At 48.8% G+C, this 14,690-nt stretch carries 18 protein-coding genes and 1 pseudogene; 12 read left to right on the top strand and 7 right to left on the bottom strand.

Features of this window, described 5'->3' with window-relative positions; translation table 11 throughout:
- Positions 1–36: 36 nt before the first annotated feature.
- The 3 genes from QQK89_RS23430 to QQK89_RS23420 are packed head-to-tail and all read left to right on the top strand — an operon-like array spanning position 37 to position 2,084.
- A complete protein-coding gene (locus QQK89_RS23430) occupies positions 37–1,509 on the top strand; it encodes a protein adenylyltransferase SelO (RefSeq protein ID WP_284241106.1) in 1,473 nt (490 codons plus the stop codon).
- Positions 1,510–1,528: 19 nt separating this feature from the next.
- Positions 1,529–1,765, top strand: coding sequence for a helix-turn-helix domain-containing protein (locus tag QQK89_RS23425; protein WP_284241105.1), 237 nt, complete (start codon positions 1,529–1,531; stop codon positions 1,763–1,765).
- Positions 1,758–2,084, top strand: coding sequence for a hypothetical protein (locus QQK89_RS23420; RefSeq protein WP_284241104.1), 327 nt, complete (start codon positions 1,758–1,760; stop codon positions 2,082–2,084). The genes QQK89_RS23425 and QQK89_RS23420 overlap by 8 nt, the downstream gene beginning before the upstream one ends.
- 319 nt (positions 2,085–2,403) lie before the next feature.
- Here QQK89_RS23420 and QQK89_RS29675 read toward each other — a convergent pair whose 3' ends face one another.
- The 3 genes from QQK89_RS29675 to QQK89_RS23400 are packed head-to-tail and all read right to left on the bottom strand — an operon-like array spanning position 2,404 to position 4,561.
- Positions 2,404–3,324, bottom strand: a complete 921-nt coding sequence (locus QQK89_RS29675) for an SRPBCC family protein (protein WP_349816741.1) — start codon at positions 3,322–3,324, stop codon at positions 2,404–2,406.
- 45 nt (positions 3,325–3,369) lie between these two features.
- Entirely contained in the window at positions 3,370–3,900 is a 531-nt protein-coding gene (locus tag QQK89_RS23405) for a chromate transporter (protein ID WP_284241103.1), read from the bottom strand.
- Between the two features lie 22 nt (positions 3,901–3,922).
- Positions 3,923–4,561: a chromate transporter gene (locus tag QQK89_RS23400; RefSeq protein ID WP_284241102.1), complete on the bottom strand. Its 639-nt coding sequence runs from the start codon at positions 4,559–4,561 to the stop codon at positions 3,923–3,925.
- Between the two features lie 241 nt (positions 4,562–4,802).
- On the opposite strand from QQK89_RS23400, the gene QQK89_RS23395 reads away from it, so the two are divergent.
- The 3 genes and pseudogenes from QQK89_RS23395 to QQK89_RS23385 all read left to right on the top strand — a co-directional run.
- On the top strand, positions 4,803–6,002 hold the full coding sequence (locus QQK89_RS23395; protein WP_284241101.1) for an ROK family transcriptional regulator: 1,200 nt from the start codon (positions 4,803–4,805) through the stop codon (positions 6,000–6,002).
- A 78-nt stretch (positions 6,003–6,080) separates the two neighbouring features.
- Complete coding sequence (locus QQK89_RS23390; protein WP_284241100.1) at positions 6,081–7,394, top strand: YncE family protein; 1,314 nt, start codon at positions 6,081–6,083, stop codon at positions 7,392–7,394.
- Positions 7,395–7,733: 339 nt separating this feature from the next.
- A pseudogene (locus QQK89_RS23385) lies at positions 7,734–7,934 on the top strand (IS1182 family transposase); the annotation flags it as partial.
- Between the two features lie 33 nt (positions 7,935–7,967).
- Here QQK89_RS23385 and QQK89_RS23380 read toward each other — a convergent pair.
- From QQK89_RS23380 to QQK89_RS23370, 3 genes are read right to left on the bottom strand one after another with little or no spacing between them, the layout of a single operon-like run.
- A complete protein-coding gene (locus tag QQK89_RS23380) occupies positions 7,968–8,957 on the bottom strand; it encodes an ABC transporter ATP-binding protein (RefSeq protein WP_284241098.1) in 990 nt (329 codons plus the stop codon).
- Positions 8,958–8,976: 19 nt separating this feature from the next.
- Positions 8,977–9,795 carry an ABC transporter permease gene (locus QQK89_RS23375; protein ID WP_284241097.1) on the bottom strand — a complete coding sequence of 273 codons (819 nt, stop codon included), beginning with the start codon at positions 9,793–9,795 and terminating at the stop codon, positions 8,977–8,979.
- An 8-nt stretch (positions 9,796–9,803) separates the two neighbouring features.
- A complete protein-coding gene (locus QQK89_RS23370) occupies positions 9,804–10,601 on the bottom strand; it encodes an ABC transporter permease (protein WP_284241096.1) in 798 nt (265 codons plus the stop codon).
- A 142-nt stretch (positions 10,602–10,743) separates the two neighbouring features.
- Between QQK89_RS23370 and QQK89_RS23365 the strand changes: the two genes are divergently transcribed.
- The 4 genes from QQK89_RS23365 to QQK89_RS23350 all read left to right on the top strand — a co-directional run bounded on the left by QQK89_RS23365 (position 10,744) and on the right by QQK89_RS23350 (position 12,814).
- Complete coding sequence (locus tag QQK89_RS23365; RefSeq protein ID WP_284241095.1) at positions 10,744–10,998, top strand: hypothetical protein; 255 nt, start codon at positions 10,744–10,746, stop codon at positions 10,996–10,998.
- Positions 10,999–11,022: 24 nt separating this feature from the next.
- Positions 11,023–11,544 (top strand): NUDIX hydrolase, encoded by a 522-nt coding sequence (locus QQK89_RS23360; RefSeq protein ID WP_284241094.1) that lies wholly within the window; start codon positions 11,023–11,025, stop codon positions 11,542–11,544.
- Positions 11,545–11,682: 138 nt separating this feature from the next.
- Positions 11,683–12,243, top strand: coding sequence for a glutathione peroxidase (locus tag QQK89_RS23355; RefSeq protein ID WP_284241093.1), 561 nt, complete (start codon positions 11,683–11,685; stop codon positions 12,241–12,243).
- Positions 12,244–12,397: 154 nt separating this feature from the next.
- The gene (locus QQK89_RS23350; RefSeq protein WP_284241092.1) at positions 12,398–12,814 is read left to right on the top strand and encodes a hypothetical protein; all 417 of its coding nucleotides are present in this window, start codon (positions 12,398–12,400) and stop codon (positions 12,812–12,814) included.
- A 43-nt stretch (positions 12,815–12,857) separates the two neighbouring features.
- On the opposite strand, the gene QQK89_RS23345 is transcribed toward QQK89_RS23350, so the two are convergent.
- Positions 12,858–13,577, bottom strand: a complete 720-nt coding sequence (locus QQK89_RS23345) for a glycoside hydrolase family 25 protein (protein ID WP_284241091.1) — start codon at positions 13,575–13,577, stop codon at positions 12,858–12,860.
- 219 nt (positions 13,578–13,796) lie between these two features.
- On the opposite strand from QQK89_RS23345, the gene QQK89_RS23340 reads away from it, so the two are divergent.
- Together QQK89_RS23340 and QQK89_RS23335 are read left to right on the top strand one after the other, a co-directional pair.
- The gene (locus tag QQK89_RS23340) at positions 13,797–14,117 is read left to right on the top strand and encodes a PadR family transcriptional regulator (RefSeq protein WP_284241207.1); all 321 of its coding nucleotides are present in this window, start codon (positions 13,797–13,799) and stop codon (positions 14,115–14,117) included.
- Between the two features lie 5 nt (positions 14,118–14,122).
- A complete protein-coding gene (locus tag QQK89_RS23335) occupies positions 14,123–14,680 on the top strand; it encodes a DUF2812 domain-containing protein (RefSeq protein ID WP_284241090.1) in 558 nt (185 codons plus the stop codon).
- The last annotated feature ends 10 nt before the right edge of the window (positions 14,681–14,690 follow it).

Here is a 14,690-nt window from a genome sequence, read left to right as displayed (position 1 = left end):
GCGGGCTTTTTTGGGTATAATAAGGAAAAAAAGAAAATGGAGAACGAGATGACGGATAATCAAAGCGGATGGAACCTAGAGAACAGTTACGCTGGCTTGCCGGACTTATTATTTACGAAGCAAAATCCCGTCCCCGTACGAGCACCGAGGTTAATGAAGTTAAATGAATCTCTTGCCGCGTCGCTTGGCTTGCATGCAGAGGTGTTGCGCGGCAGCGATGGGGTGGATGTATTTGCGGGCAATCAGCTTCCGGAAGGGGCCGAGCCGCTGGCTCAAGCCTATGCCGGGCATCAATTCAGCTATTTCAACCGGCTGGGAGACGGACGTGCGGTCCTGCTCGGCGAGCAGATCACGCCAGGCGGCGAGCGATTCGATATTCAGCTCAAAGGCTCGGGGCGTACGTCGTATTCCAGAGGAGGAGACGGACGTGCGGCGCTTGGTCCCATGCTGCGGGAGTATATCATCAGCGAAGCGATGCATGGGCTTGGCATACCGACAACCCGCAGTTTGGCGGTCGTGGCGACGGGTGAGGAGATTGTGCGGGAAAGCTTGCTTACCGGCGCGATCCTGACACGGGTCGCCGCGAGCCATATTCGAGTAGGGACCTTCCAATTCGCCGCGCAGTGGGGGACGCCGGAAGATGTTCGCGCCTTGGCGGATTATACCATTGAGCGGCATTATCCCGAGATGGAAGACGGCGATAACCGTTATGTCAGCTTCCTGAAGGAGGTCATCAAACGCCAGGCCGCTCTTATTGCCAAGTGGCAGCTGGTTGGATTCATCCATGGGGTCATGAATACGGACAATATGGCGATCAGCGGGGAAAGTATCGATTACGGGCCTTGCGCGTTTATGGATAGCTATGATCCGGCTACCGTCTTCAGTTCGATCGACCGGGAAGGGCGTTACGCTTACGGCAACCAGCCGTATATCGGCTCTTGGAATCTGGCACGCCTCGCAGAAGCTTTATTGCCTTTATTCGATGAGGATGAAGAGGGGGCGATCGAGCTGGCCCAAGACGCGTTGTCTGATTTCAGCGAGCATTTTCACCTGCATTGGCAGAGTGGAATGCGGGCTAAGCTGGGGATTTCGGGCGAAGAGCAAGAGGATGAAGCGTTGATCGAATCTCTGCTGCTGCTGATGCAAAATAGCAAAGCTGATTACACGAATACGTTCCGGGCTTTGACTTTAGGGAAGCCGGAGGCTACGGTGCTGCACGGGATGCCGGAATTCGACGAATGGCACGATAAGTGGCAGGCAAGGCTTGGCCGGCAAGAGGAGTCGAAGGAACAATCCCAACTGCTTATGCGGCGCAGCAACCCCGCTGTCATCCCGCGTAATCACCGGGTAGAGGAAGCGTTGGAGGCCGCAGAGCAAGGGAATCTATGCGTCATGGATAGTTTGCTTGCCGTACTGGAGAATCCTTATGCTTACTCCGAGGAGCAGGAGGCTTACGCTTTGCTGCCGGAGGAGTCGCCTCGTCCATACCGGACATTTTGCGGAACTTGATCCAAGGGAGATTAACGGCATGAAGTTTGAATTGGGGCGCTGCTTGTTGCAGGAGAGATTAATGGAGCGTGGAATGAGCCGGGAAGCATTGGCCGGGGCTTTGCTTTATAAGCCTGAACGGCTTGCGGATTACATGGAGAACAAGCGTTTAATGCCGTTAAAGACGGCGATTTCCATCGCGGATACGGTAGGTTGCGCCGTTAATGAATTATATGAACTGATTCCAGTCCTGAAGGGTGAACATAAGGATGTCTGATAAGAATATCGCGTTTGCGTTGTATCGGCCCCATGCCGGAAAAGAGAAGGAGCTTCATGCCATTGTGAAGGAGCATGGGCCGGCGCTTATACAGGAAGGCCTCATTACGGAGTTGCCCGTTCTCAAGCTTGAAGCGGAGGATGGAACGGTCATCGAGATTTTTGAGTGGAAGTCGGAGGAATCGATGCATCAGGCACATAAGTCGCCTGTCATTTGGCCGATCTGGGAACGAATGATGGAAGTAGCGGAGATGACGGGGTTAGGTTCGCTGAAGGAAGCGGGCCACCCGTTTCCGAATTTCAAGAGACTTGAACTATAGGGTAAACGCAACAAGCAGCCGTGAGGAATCATAATTCTTCACGGCCGCTTTTATTTAATGGCTATGTTGCACGAAGTGCAGTATATTTTCCTTAATTAGGCCAAAGCGTAAATTATACTGCACGGAATGCAGGATATGAGTTGGTTTGGAACCCTTTTGGGCATTTATTGACTTGTATCCTGCATTTTGTGCAGGATATCTCTAGTTAGTGGGCTCAAATGCCTAAATATGCTGCATTTCGTGCAACGTTAGGTAAGAGATCGGCCTCGCGATTTTGATTGAGAGTCAAATATCAACATTTATGCTTAACATAGCCTATTTAATAAGGCAGAGGCTTGCCTGCCAAATAAGCCTTTAAATTCGCGAGCGACATGGAATATCCTTTGCTGACCGGTTCGGCCTGCTCGGCATTCTCGTAACCCGATTCTGACATCGTTATATTCGTTCCGCCTTCGCACGCTTCAAGCCGGAAAGTGGTCGTGACCGGAATATCGTTAGCTCCGGCATAATCCCACTGCAAAGCAAACCGATAAGGCGGTTCGCAAGCCGTGATTATAGCGGGCAATGTGGTCACTTCCGTTCCCGAATGGTAGGGGTTGGGCGAATGGTGGAAAAGGACGGTTGCCCCTTCTTTGCATTCGGCAATCTCCCAAGGCGAACCCGGGGAATACCACTTCGACAAAGCTTCGGCTTCCGTGACCGCTTTCCATACCGCTGCAATCGGCTGTTCAACGGATATTGAAACTTCAACGATATAGGACTCATGCTGCCGCAGGGCATCGGCGTATTTCGGGTACCATGATTCCCAATGCTCACGGCGATCCGCAAGAGGTTGTCCATAATCGAGCAAAGACTGAATGACATCCAGGCACACATGCCAGCCCGCAAGGTCTTTAGGCGTATGGGCTGACGGTTTGCTAATACTCTCGATTAATCGTAGGGTGCAGATTCCGCGGTCTTCATGGAATTCGAATCGTACGGCCATATCCTCTCCCCATGTAAAGGCGAGAACGGATTGAGGTTCGCAGGCCGTAATGGTCAACGTCTCAAACGTACCGTCTCCCATGTTGAAGCTAAGATGTCCGCCTTCCCGCAAGTCCGCCATGCGAAGCTCGGAGAACCACAACGGGAGCTTGTCGTTATCGGTGAAATAAGACCATACTTCTTTTTTCGAATGATGAAGTTTGCGTTCGAATGTTACCGTATAACCTGTGCCATCGGGTTTAATAGTTGCAAGCATATTAACGAAATCCCCCGCCTTCGAATAGGTTTGACCTTAACTGTACTACAAAAAAACAATGCCTGCCGCTCCCGCTGCCGCAATAACGGTCAAGGGGTGCAGTTTATATTTCGCCAGAAGCACGAGGCATCCTGCGCAGATCAGCAAAGTAAATCCGTTCATCCACGTATATCCGCTTAGCTTGTCGAAGTTGGCGAAGTGAATCGCGGCGTATGCAATAAGCCCCGTAACGACAGGGCGCAAGCCGTAAAAGATGGATTTGCTAGTTTTGTTGGACTGGTACGGGAAGAAAAAAGCGGCCAGCGCAATAACCACAATAAGCGAAGGCAAAACAATGCCGGCGCACGCCGCAATGGCGCCGGGAATGCCCGCTGTATCGTAACCGATAAGCGTCACGGCATTGGTGGCGATCGGGCCCGGCGCCATGCCCGCGACGGACACGGCTTTCTGGAATTCGGCGCCGGTCATCCACCCGTAAGCAACGACTTTATTTTGAATGGTTGGAATAACGGTATACCCGCCGCCAAACGAGATAAATCCAATTTTGAAGAAAGTAAAGAATAATTCCCAGATCATAAACAACTCCCCTTTGTACCCATCAGATGTAATACTCCGGGTAAATCGGCTCCGCGCCGGACCGGCTCTTTGAAGGTTTTTCCGTCATCGTTTTCTTGCCGGCGATCTCCTTGATCCGGATGAAGCAGATGCCGGTCAAGATCCCTGCCGCAACGATATACAGCGGCGTAACGGGTAATGCGAGCAAGGCGAATAAAGCACAGATGGCCAAGACGGCAGTTGTTGTATCGAAGATCGCGGCTTTCGCCATCCGATAGGCGGCCATGATGATGAGGGCAACCACCGCGCCATGTATGCCTTTGAGAGCAGCCTCGAGCTTGGGGCTGTCTTGAAAGATCAGATAGATCAAACTAAAGGCGATCACAATAATAAATGTAGGGGAGGTGACGCCTATTACGGCCATCGCTGCTCCCGGTATGCGGGCTTTCTTGTAACCGATAAAAGCAGCCGCGTTTACGCCAACGCCGCCCGGCGCCGATCCGGCTATGGATACGACATCGGCCAGTTCCTTTTGGGACATCCATTTGCGCTTGTCGACAACCTCGCGTTCAATCGCAGGCATCATCGCATAACCGCCTCCAAAGGTTGAGGGGCCGATCCGGGCAAACACCCAAAACAACTGTACCCATATATAGAGTGGTTTTTTCCAATTGGTATTCATAAGTAGTCTCCTTTACGTTACAAGGTTATTATAGCAACTTTATTTCATTTTGGATTAAACTAGAGCATATTTTTTTATAAATATTATTTATACCGATTATTAAGGGTGGGATAAACGATATTGAAGGGGTTCTTAATTTCAAATTTGAATAAAGTGGGTGGAATAGTTGGTCATAGCCCCTATTAAGCTTGTGGGGTATAATGGCAGGTAGAAAGATTACGGATTAGAAAGGTTGGCAGCGATGAGTTATTCTCCGCGTACGGTTCCTTCTCATAAACAGCTGATATACGAAACAGTCGCGAATTTTGGGCCAGTTACCAAAGCGGAACTGCTGGAGGCGCATGACATTACCAGCAGTACGATGACCCGTCTATTGGATGAAATGGCTAAGGAAGGCTTAATCCTTGTTACCGGACTAGGTCCGTCAAATGGCGGACGCAAACCGCTTCTGTATCAGGTTAATCCGGATTACAAATATATATTTGGGCTTGAAATATCCCGGTTAACTTCTACGCTGGGTCTCTTTGATTTGAATATGAACCAGAAATCGGTCGTTCGCTGGCGGATGGACGAGACGATGACGCCGGAGCGGCTGGTTGCGCATGCCACTAAGCTGATGGCGGCTTTTATGAAAGATCATCAGATCGGGCGGCATCAACTATTGGGACTTGGAATTGGCGCAGTAGGGCCGCTTGATGCTAGCGGCGGCATTATGATTAATCCGCAATATTTTCCGGCTAAAGGTTGGGAACAGGTTAAGATTCGCGCAATGTTCGAGGAAGCGATCCAACTGCCTACGTTGCTCGAGAACGGCGCCAACACGGCGCTTGTTGGGGAACATTGGTCCATTCGCACGGAAAACGTACAACATGCTCTATATGTTCATGCCGGAGTCAGCTTGCGTTCCGCGATGATGTCCTATGGGCGAATCGTGTACGGGAAAGTCGATATGGAAGGTTCGATCGGCCAAATGATTATCGATGTGGACGGGCCAAGGCTTGGGGAATCCGGCAATTACGGTTCGCTTGAGACATACGCTTCTATTCAGGCATTGGAACGGCAGATCAGGACCCGGCTGAAGATAGACGGAGCTCTAGAGCTGAACAACGCTCCCGTTACGCCTGAACAGGTCAACTTGGATACGATTACGGCCGGCCTCCATGCAGGTGATCCTTTTATCCATGAGGTGTTTCGGCAATCCGCGTCTTATTTCGGGGTGGGGCTGGCCAATTTGATTAACATGTTCCATCCGGAGCTGATTATTCTGGGCGGGGCTTTAATTAACGCCAATCCGATCTACTACCGGGTAGCTACAGAGGTTGCGGTCAAACGGACGTATTACAGCGAAGCGTACGTGCCGCGATTTTCGATGGGGGTTCTGAAAGAAGACGCGGTTGTGACGGGTGCAGCCTTAATGGTAAGAAACCAGATGAAGTTATAAACCGATGCCCAAGCCATTCCATGCCGATCTCCTTATAATAAATAAGCTGTTTAGGTATACATGGGGAGGGAAGCGGAAATGAAATTGTACAGCCGGGGTAAAAAAGAGTCCGCGCCGTTATTGCTGTATTTGCCGCAGAAGCAGACGGGTTTTCTATGTCCGCCTGACCGTGTGGGGGGAACAACCCCCGCCTTGAAGAACAAGCAGAAACCTTCTAGAGCAACATCGGTGAAGCCTAGCGCGAACGCTTCGCATCAGAACCGCAATAAATATACGCAACGGAAATTTAAAGGCCGGGAAGTGCCGGAAGGGCTGGATCGGCTAGAGGAAATGGATATACCTGAGTTGGAAGCGGTGAGGAAAGCTGCTCCTGCACCTGAACGCGTAGTCGTGCCTTCTCCAGCAGCAGAACGGGTAATTGAACAGGTTCCCGTACAGGATCCTGTACAAGATCCCGTGCAAGTCCCTGTCCAGGAAGCAACTCCAACTTCGATGCCCGCCAACCGGATTTACGCGGCTTTGCAGGGCGAGAATCGGATCATGGTTATGGATGGGGCGACAGAGGCAGTTGTGGATGCAATTGAATTGCCTTCGGGAAGTTCAGCGCGGAGTATAGCGGTGAATGCGGCGGCGAACCGGATTTATGCGATTCATAGCAATAAACATCAGATTTCGGTAATTGACGGGAGCAGCCGCGAAGTGATTGCCGTGGTTCCGGTCAGCCCGTTCCCATCGTTGGCAGCCGTGAACGAGAAGACAAACCGCGTCTACATTACAAGCTCGCTGATGAATGCGGTTGACGTCCTTAATGGGGCAACGAATCAATTGATCGAGACGGTTGGGGTTGGCAATATCCCCGCAGGTATCGCGGTCAACAAGGTCACGAACCGGATTTACGTGGCTAACGGCAGCCCGGATCATGATCTTTCCGTTATAGACGGCGTTACGAATACCAGGCTATTCCCGGATATTCCGCTCCAGCATGAACCCGGGGTGGCCGGTGTTCACACGGAAGCCAATTTGATTTATGTGCCTAACTTCAAGAGCGATAGCGTAACGGTTATATACGGGGCAACGAATACGCCGGTAACGACAATCACCGATGGAATAGGCAGCAATCCTTATTGCGCGGCCGTTCATCCGGGTACCAATCTTGTGTATGTTACCAATTCCGGCAGCGATAATGTCTCGGTAATTGATGCGTCAAGCCATAAGGTCATTCATTCAGTCCCTGTTGGGCACTGTCCGAAGACCGTCGCCGTAAATACAACAACGAACCGGATTTATGTGTTGGTTATGGGCGGTATTGCGGTATTGGACGGAGAGTCTAACGAACTCATAGGTACGATTAAATTGCCCGGTAATCCTAGCGATATCGCTTTATCGGAATAAAAGGAAGGGGGTGTCCCATAAGTCATGAAAATGACGATGGGACACCCCTGTTTTTTGTTTTAGGTAAACCAGCTGCCTGCGCATTAAATGTTCTTCCAATCGCCATTGCTCTGGGATTCCCTTTAATCAACGAGGTAAGGTAGGAATCCCTGAGCAAAAGCAACCGCTTCAAAGCTTTCTGAAAGAAAGCTACTTCGTAAGCATAAACTTCGCTTCTCCAGAATCATTTAATGCTCCGTCTGCCTTTAACCTGTTCATGAAATGCTCAAACAAAAAGAAGCCAACCCTTGTTAAAATGGAGGTACCACCCAACCATTCTAAGTAAAGAGAGGCTTCTTTATGTACAAAGAATATAACATGGATCAACTGTCCTTGCCAATGGACTTGCAAGAAGATATCCCCGAAAATCATCTCGTTCGCGTCATTAACGACGCAGTCAAATCGCTTAGATATGAACCTCTTTACGAAAGCCTATCCCGGAGGTAGCCGGGACAGCTACCTCCTAAAATGCTCATGAAAGTTGTTATCTATGCGTACACAATTTGCTGAAGAAAGCAGCAAGAGCCCTTTTTTTTACACCGTTGCCGTTGTTTTATACACCACACGGATGGCATCTTCAACGTTAGGCTCTTTGACGCTAATATCTTGGATCGGAAGCTTCTGCGATAAAGCGGCAATTAATTCGGAGGCGGAGATACGTTCCTTCTCGAACTGATACCAGATTCGGAGTCCCTCCTGCTTGATGATCTCGGCATGGGGAGTGGTTAGATCGTCGCAAGGCTCCTGGAGCTCCACAACTAACATGCGGTGAGGCGTCAGCTTGTGGATGATGGAGTCGATGGGGCCGTCCTCGACGATCTTGCCGTTGTTCACGACGATAATCCGGCTGCATAATTGCTCAACATCGTCGAGATCATGCGTAGTTAGAATAACGGTTACGCTACGCGTGCGATTAATCTCCTTAATGAAATTGCGGATGGCGTGTTTCGCGTCTGCATCAAGCCCGATGGTCGGTTCATCGAGGAACAATATAGACGGAGAATGAAGCATCGCCGCCGCGATATCGCCGCGCATCCGCTGGCCAAGCGATAGCTGGCGCACCGGCGTGTTGATGAAATCCTGCAGCTTTAATACTTCGGTCAGTATAGCAAGATTATTATCGTAAGATTGCTGGTCAATCTGATAAATTCTGCGGAGCAGCTCGAAAGATTCCCCAAGTCTCAAATCCCAGTAAAGCTGCGTACGCTGACCGAATACGACGCCTAATTTCCGGACGACGGCTTTCCGGTCCGCCTGCGGGGAGATGCCGCATACTTGAATCGAACCTGCGGTAGGATGCAGAATCCCGGTCAGCATCTTAATCGTTGTGCTTTTGCCGGCGCCGTTAGGGCCAATGTAGCCTACAATTTCGCCGGGGGCAATCGAGAAACTTATTCCGTTTACCCCGTTAAATTTTGTTTTCTTGGGAAATAGCAGACTTTTCACGGAACCGCGCAGTCCGCTTTCTTTCTTCACGATGATATATTCCTTCACGAGATCTTTAACCTCAATAACCGCATCCATTTTGCCCAATCCCCTCTTCTTAAGAGCCTGCGCTCTCGTAATTTTTCATACCGAATTTGAAGATGCCGCCGGCGATCAGGAAGCATATGACGCCTACGAGCGGTGTCCATAAGGCAAAACTTAACGGGAGATCAAATTGTCCGCTGTCGATGTTCAGAAATTCCGCAGCCGGATAGAAGCTGATGAACCCGATTGGGATGATGAAGGTGAATATGGCTTGCAAGAAATAAGGATATATGCTGAGGGGATACATGGTTGCCCTCTCCAGCATAGTCAGGGCGAAGCCCACCATGGAGCCGTTGCGTTTGGTCCAGAAGGCAATCGTGCCAAGGCTAGTAAATAACGCGGCCCGAATCAGGATCCCGCCGATCAGCACGAGAACAAGCTTGCCGATGTTGGCGATGGACCAGTGGAAGCCCGCAATCTCCGCGCCATAGAGGAAGATAATGATCCCCGGAATACAGTCGATTAACCCGATAAAATTAACGTAACTTGCGACCAACTGGAAGAAGACGTTCATCGGGCGAAGCAGTAGGCGGTCGTAGCCGCCATTGATGACCATGTAATCCATGCTCCATGTATTAATAAAGAAAACGACAAAGATGCCGTGGCTAATCAGGCCAAGTCCATATAGGAAAGTGAGTTGGGGAAAGTCCCACCCGTTAAGCGCCTGAAAGCGGTCGACGATAATCTTGAGCATCCAGATGCCGGAAAAGTATTGAATGGGAATCATGAGCAGCCAGCTGACGAGGAATAACGGATACTCCAGCTGCCGCTGAACGGCAAGCCGCGCCCAGCAGGAAGCGACAGATACATAATGCTTGATCGTGGATACCATGGCGCGATTCAACCTCCTTGGATTAGCGTTTTTTTCTTCGTGCGCGCCCATCCGGCTGTGAGGATGAGATACAGAATCCCAACCCATACCGCTTGTACAGCCATTGAGGATAATGCATCAATAACATTGGTATTGCCTATGTAGATCCCAAGCGGAGTCTGATAGGTATATTGGAAAGGAAGAAATTTCGAGACGGTCTGAACGGATTCCGGGAAAAACCAGAGCGGTACGATACTGCCCGACAATACGCGGACTATGGCGTCTTTGACGTTCCCCATGTTGCCCAGTTCCATCACCCAGAAAGCAACAAGTCCAATAAGCGCGCTGAGCAGCCAGAGGATCGCGTAGCTTAACACGCAGCTGGGGAGAAAAAGCAGAAAGTTCTGGAAGGATGAAGGCCATGGAATGCCGAAAAAGAGGGAAGCAAACACGATAAGCGGAAGAGCTCGGTTCAGTAAGGAACTGAACATTTCCCCGATATCTTCAGCCAGGTAGCAGGCAAGAAGCGGAATCGGGCGGTAGAAGTCGGTGACGATCTGACCCTCTCTTATTTTCGAATAAATGGTGTTCTGCACGTCGCATACAAAGATGGTGGAGATGGTGATGGAGAGAATCGTGTATGTAGTAAGATCCTGCAGGCTAAGCGCCTCGACCGATCCGGATCCGCCTTTATAAGCGGTTTGCCATAAGAAGACGGATGCGAGCATAAGAATGAGATTGGTTGCCACGGAAGTAAACACTTCAAATCGGTAAGTCAAATTAACGAGCAGCTTCATCTTTGTAATGTACCAATAGGCCTGAAGCATAGGAACCCCCTTAATGTTACTCAGCATGTAAAATATGACAATTACAATGATAATAGATTAATCGATTTCATGTCCGCAGGCTATGGATTTTTTAAATAAACATATTTAGAAGACGATGCGGGAAGGCGGAGGGAACGAAGAGATGTTTATGATCTTAACGATTGTGATGGCGTCCATCTATTTCACGTTGTTAAGCTTTAAAAGACTTAAACAATTGACCAAATGGATAGGAAGATTCGTATACGGCATACTGCTGGTCTACGTGTGTGACGGGTTGTATTATTCGGTTCGCCACTTTAATCCCGATCGATTAATCGCAAGCATTGTCCCCTCCTTATGTATGGCAATATTGGTGGTGGGGACGCAATATGTAATCAAGAAAAGACGTTCAGAATGAACGAAACAAAGGAGATTATTAAAGATGCTGAAATTAAAAATAACCGATAGTGATGTTATTGGCGGCGATACGTTGCCTGTATATATGGATACCGTATCCCGCTATGCGGCAAGAGGGGTATTGATCAACAATGACAATCAGGTTGCCATGATGTATATGGCTAGTGAGGGCATGTACAAACTGCCGGGGGGCGGAATAGACGAAGGGGAGTTGGCGGAGGCGGCTTTTGTGAGAGAGATTCTGGAGGAGACAGGCTATGAGGCTGAAGTGACGGGAACGCTTGGTTTCGTGGAAGAACATAAGCACCGGAATCGGTTCTTCCAGTATTCGCATTGTTATTTGGCACAAGCGGGAATAAATACGAATTCGATAACTCTAACCGCAAGCGAGCAAGAACTGGGTATGGCGGTTCAATGGATGAATATCGGACAAGCGGTCTCGATCATGGATCGTTCATTGGATAACGTTGATGTTGAATATTCGGACAGGTTTATGCTGCTTCGCGACTATGCGATCCTGAAGGAGGCAGTTAAGCGGTTAACGTAGTGGGGAAATTAAGGTGATTTCCCAGCTAACTCCTATTATAGGTTTTGCCTATTGAATTTATTGAATCTATATATTATTCAGATAAGTTAATCGGATATATGATGGATGAAATATAAATATAGGGGAGAGGAATAAAAGATGAAGAAGTCCATCTATGACTTTCAAGTTAATGAGATAAATGGGGAGCCCATTCATCTGTCTGCGTATCGTGGCAGGGTTCTTCTGATCGTGAACACCGCAAGTGCCTGCAGTTATTCCAAGCAGTTCGAAGGGCTCCAACACTTGTACGAGAAATATTGGATGCATGGCTTTGAATTATTAGGTTTTCCGTGCAATCAGTTTAACGGGAAAGAGCCCGGCAGCAATTCCGAAGTGGAGGAACATTGCCGCCGCGAAGTAGGGGTTACTTTCTCTTTGTTCGAGAAGATCGAGTTGCGCGGAGAGCAGGTTCATCCGTTATTCCAACACCTTACGGAGCAAGCGCCTTTCCAAGGCTATCATCCGGACAATTCCGACGAGATGTGGATGAAACATTTTCTACAGCAGAATCACCAGGACTTGCATGAAGGCAACGGCGTGAAATGGAACTTCTCGAAATTTCTTATCGATAAAGAGGGGCAAGTGATCGCAAGGTTTGAGCCAACTACGCAGCCAGCAGATCTGGAACTCGCGATTGAGGAAGCTTTGTCCTCGAATTAAGATAATAACCTGAGTTATAGGGATATAGGGATATAAGGTTTGTTCTAAGATTTATAACTTCAATAATATGGTAAAACAGGTTGAAAGAAGGATTTTCGGCTGCTTCAGAGAACTTTGTATCCTTGGGTGGAAAAAACTTGAGGGGGTTCTTGCCTTGTATAAGCATCTGAAGTTGGCATTGGCAGTTATGGCGGTGTCCACATTGTTCATGCAACCTGTTGCCGCAGCAGACAAAACGACCAAATTGAAAGTGACGCTTGTTAGCGTAGAGTTAGTAGAAAACAATCATGTGGGCAACGAGTGGGAGACCACTGCTTATGTGAACGGCAAAGAAGTTCAGGAAGGGAAAAGCGTAACCCTGAATCTGAAAGCATCGGACAGCATTAAGTTGAAGGCGTACGCGGAAGAGCAGGATAAAATTCCGGAAAGCGGTTCAGCTAATGTTGCGGTAAAGGTCTCTTCGATTACAAAAAGCGTTAATAAAGCACTGCAAGTAGTCGTTACGGAAAACCGCGGCAGGTATTCAGGAAATACGGCCGAGTGGAAATTTACTTATAAGATTCAAAAATAATTATAAAAGCGGTGCTTCTGTGTAAATAAGAAGTATCGCTTTTTTATTTTGAGCTTTTGAACCTAGCCTCGAAATCGGCCTTGTTACCGTGAAACACGTTAATGTCGACATAAGCGTCAATACCGGAGACATGCCCCCGGTTCTTATATTGCCAGAAGATCCAAGCGCGGTCATCGCGCAGAGCAGGGGGCTTTAAGACATCTCTGACCCAAATGTCATAATCCTCGAAGCTGCCCGCAATATAAGCGTTATAGGTATCGTAAGTCACGTAAAGAATGGGGCGTTGCTTGTAGTGCTGCTCGAGCCCGTTTGCCAAGACAGTCAGTTCGTTCTGAATGTGCGCGACATCCTTGTCGGGGCTAATCTCGATATCGATAACAGGCGGGAGACTTGCTTTCTCGTAAGGAACCTCCTCCATAAAATGAGCCGCTTGTTCAGTTCCGGAGCTTTGCGTCGTAAAGAAATGATAAGCGCCCGTTCGCATGCCATTGCTTCGAGCCTGTTCCCAGTTCGACTTGAAATACTCGTCCGTAAGATCTTTTCCTTCCGTTGCTTTGATATAGACGAAATTCCACTTGCCGCTGCCGGCAACCTTGTCCCAATCGATCTTGCCCTGATAATGGGAAACATCAATTCCTCTAACCTTGTATTTGGCCGCAAACAAGCTGTTATGCCAGATCATCCCCTTGTATTCGAGAATGCCGGCGATGATAAACAAAAGAAGCAGACCCGTAACGATTGCAGGCCGTTTGTTCAGCTTCATAGATAACCATCCTTTTATTCAGAATGCTCCATGCTAATAGACGAATCGTCTTCCTAATTTGTTCCTCTGCTAATCCTCGTATATTCAGACAAGCCTAAATTTCTTTAATTTCCCAAAACTATATTGACATGCGATATATCGAGTCTTAATATATAACTATAAGATATATCGACAGGCGATATATTGATCGGAATGGAAGGATGAAATGATGTGAAAGAGATGCTGCCGCTGACGGAGGCTTTTTATTATATCTTAATCGTGTTGTACACGGAGCCTTCGCATGGTTACGGGATTATGCAGGAAACGGAGAAAAAGAGCGGGGGCAGAGTGAAGATCGGAGCCGGAACGTTATACACGGCGCTTAACACTTTGCTGGGCAAGGGGCTTATTGATCATTATCCCGTCCCGGAAGGAACAGACCAACGGCGTAAAATGTATGCCATTACGGAGAACGGCAAACAGGTAGTGGAAGCGGAGGTAACACGGCTGGAGGAACTTCTGCAAGTTGGGCGGCAAGCCCTGACTCAGATGAAAGGGTGAGGCACATGGATGACAAGCTGATTAAGCGTCGCCGGTTGATAATGAGCTGGAACTATGAGAAGGAAGAGCAGTGGCTTAACGATTTATCCCGTGAAGGACTGCACTTTAAGAAAGCAGGCAAATTCTCCAGCAGCTTCTTTGCGCGGGATGAGTCGGTTAGATATACGTACAGATTGGATTATCAGACAGGCCAGGCGCGAGGAAGCGCCAAGTTTCAAGAATATGTGGATTTGTATCAGGGTGCGGGCTGGGAATACGTAAGTTCTTACGGCTCGTTATGGCATTATTTCAGGAGGGAATGGCAACCTGGAGAGGAGCCTCAGTTGTATACGGACCGGGAGTCCCTTATTCAATTTTATAAAAGATTGCAAAGGGTCATGGGCATTATGCTGCTTGCTAACCTGGTCCTCATGCTGACGAACATGATTAACTTAAGGAGCTTCTTCACCGACCGGCTGTGGGCGGTGGGCGTTCCGCTGATCGTCCTATACTTGTGTCTGTTTGCCGTGCTTGGTTATGGCTTATGGAGGATGCAGAAGAAAGTAAAAGGGCTTAAACTTTAATTGTAGAAGG

This window comes from Paenibacillus glycanilyticus (assembly GCF_030161375.1).
GTDB lineage: Bacteria > Bacillota > Bacilli > Paenibacillales > Paenibacillaceae > Pristimantibacillus > Pristimantibacillus glycanilyticus_B.
This window is presented reverse-complemented; position numbering and strand designations above follow the sequence as displayed.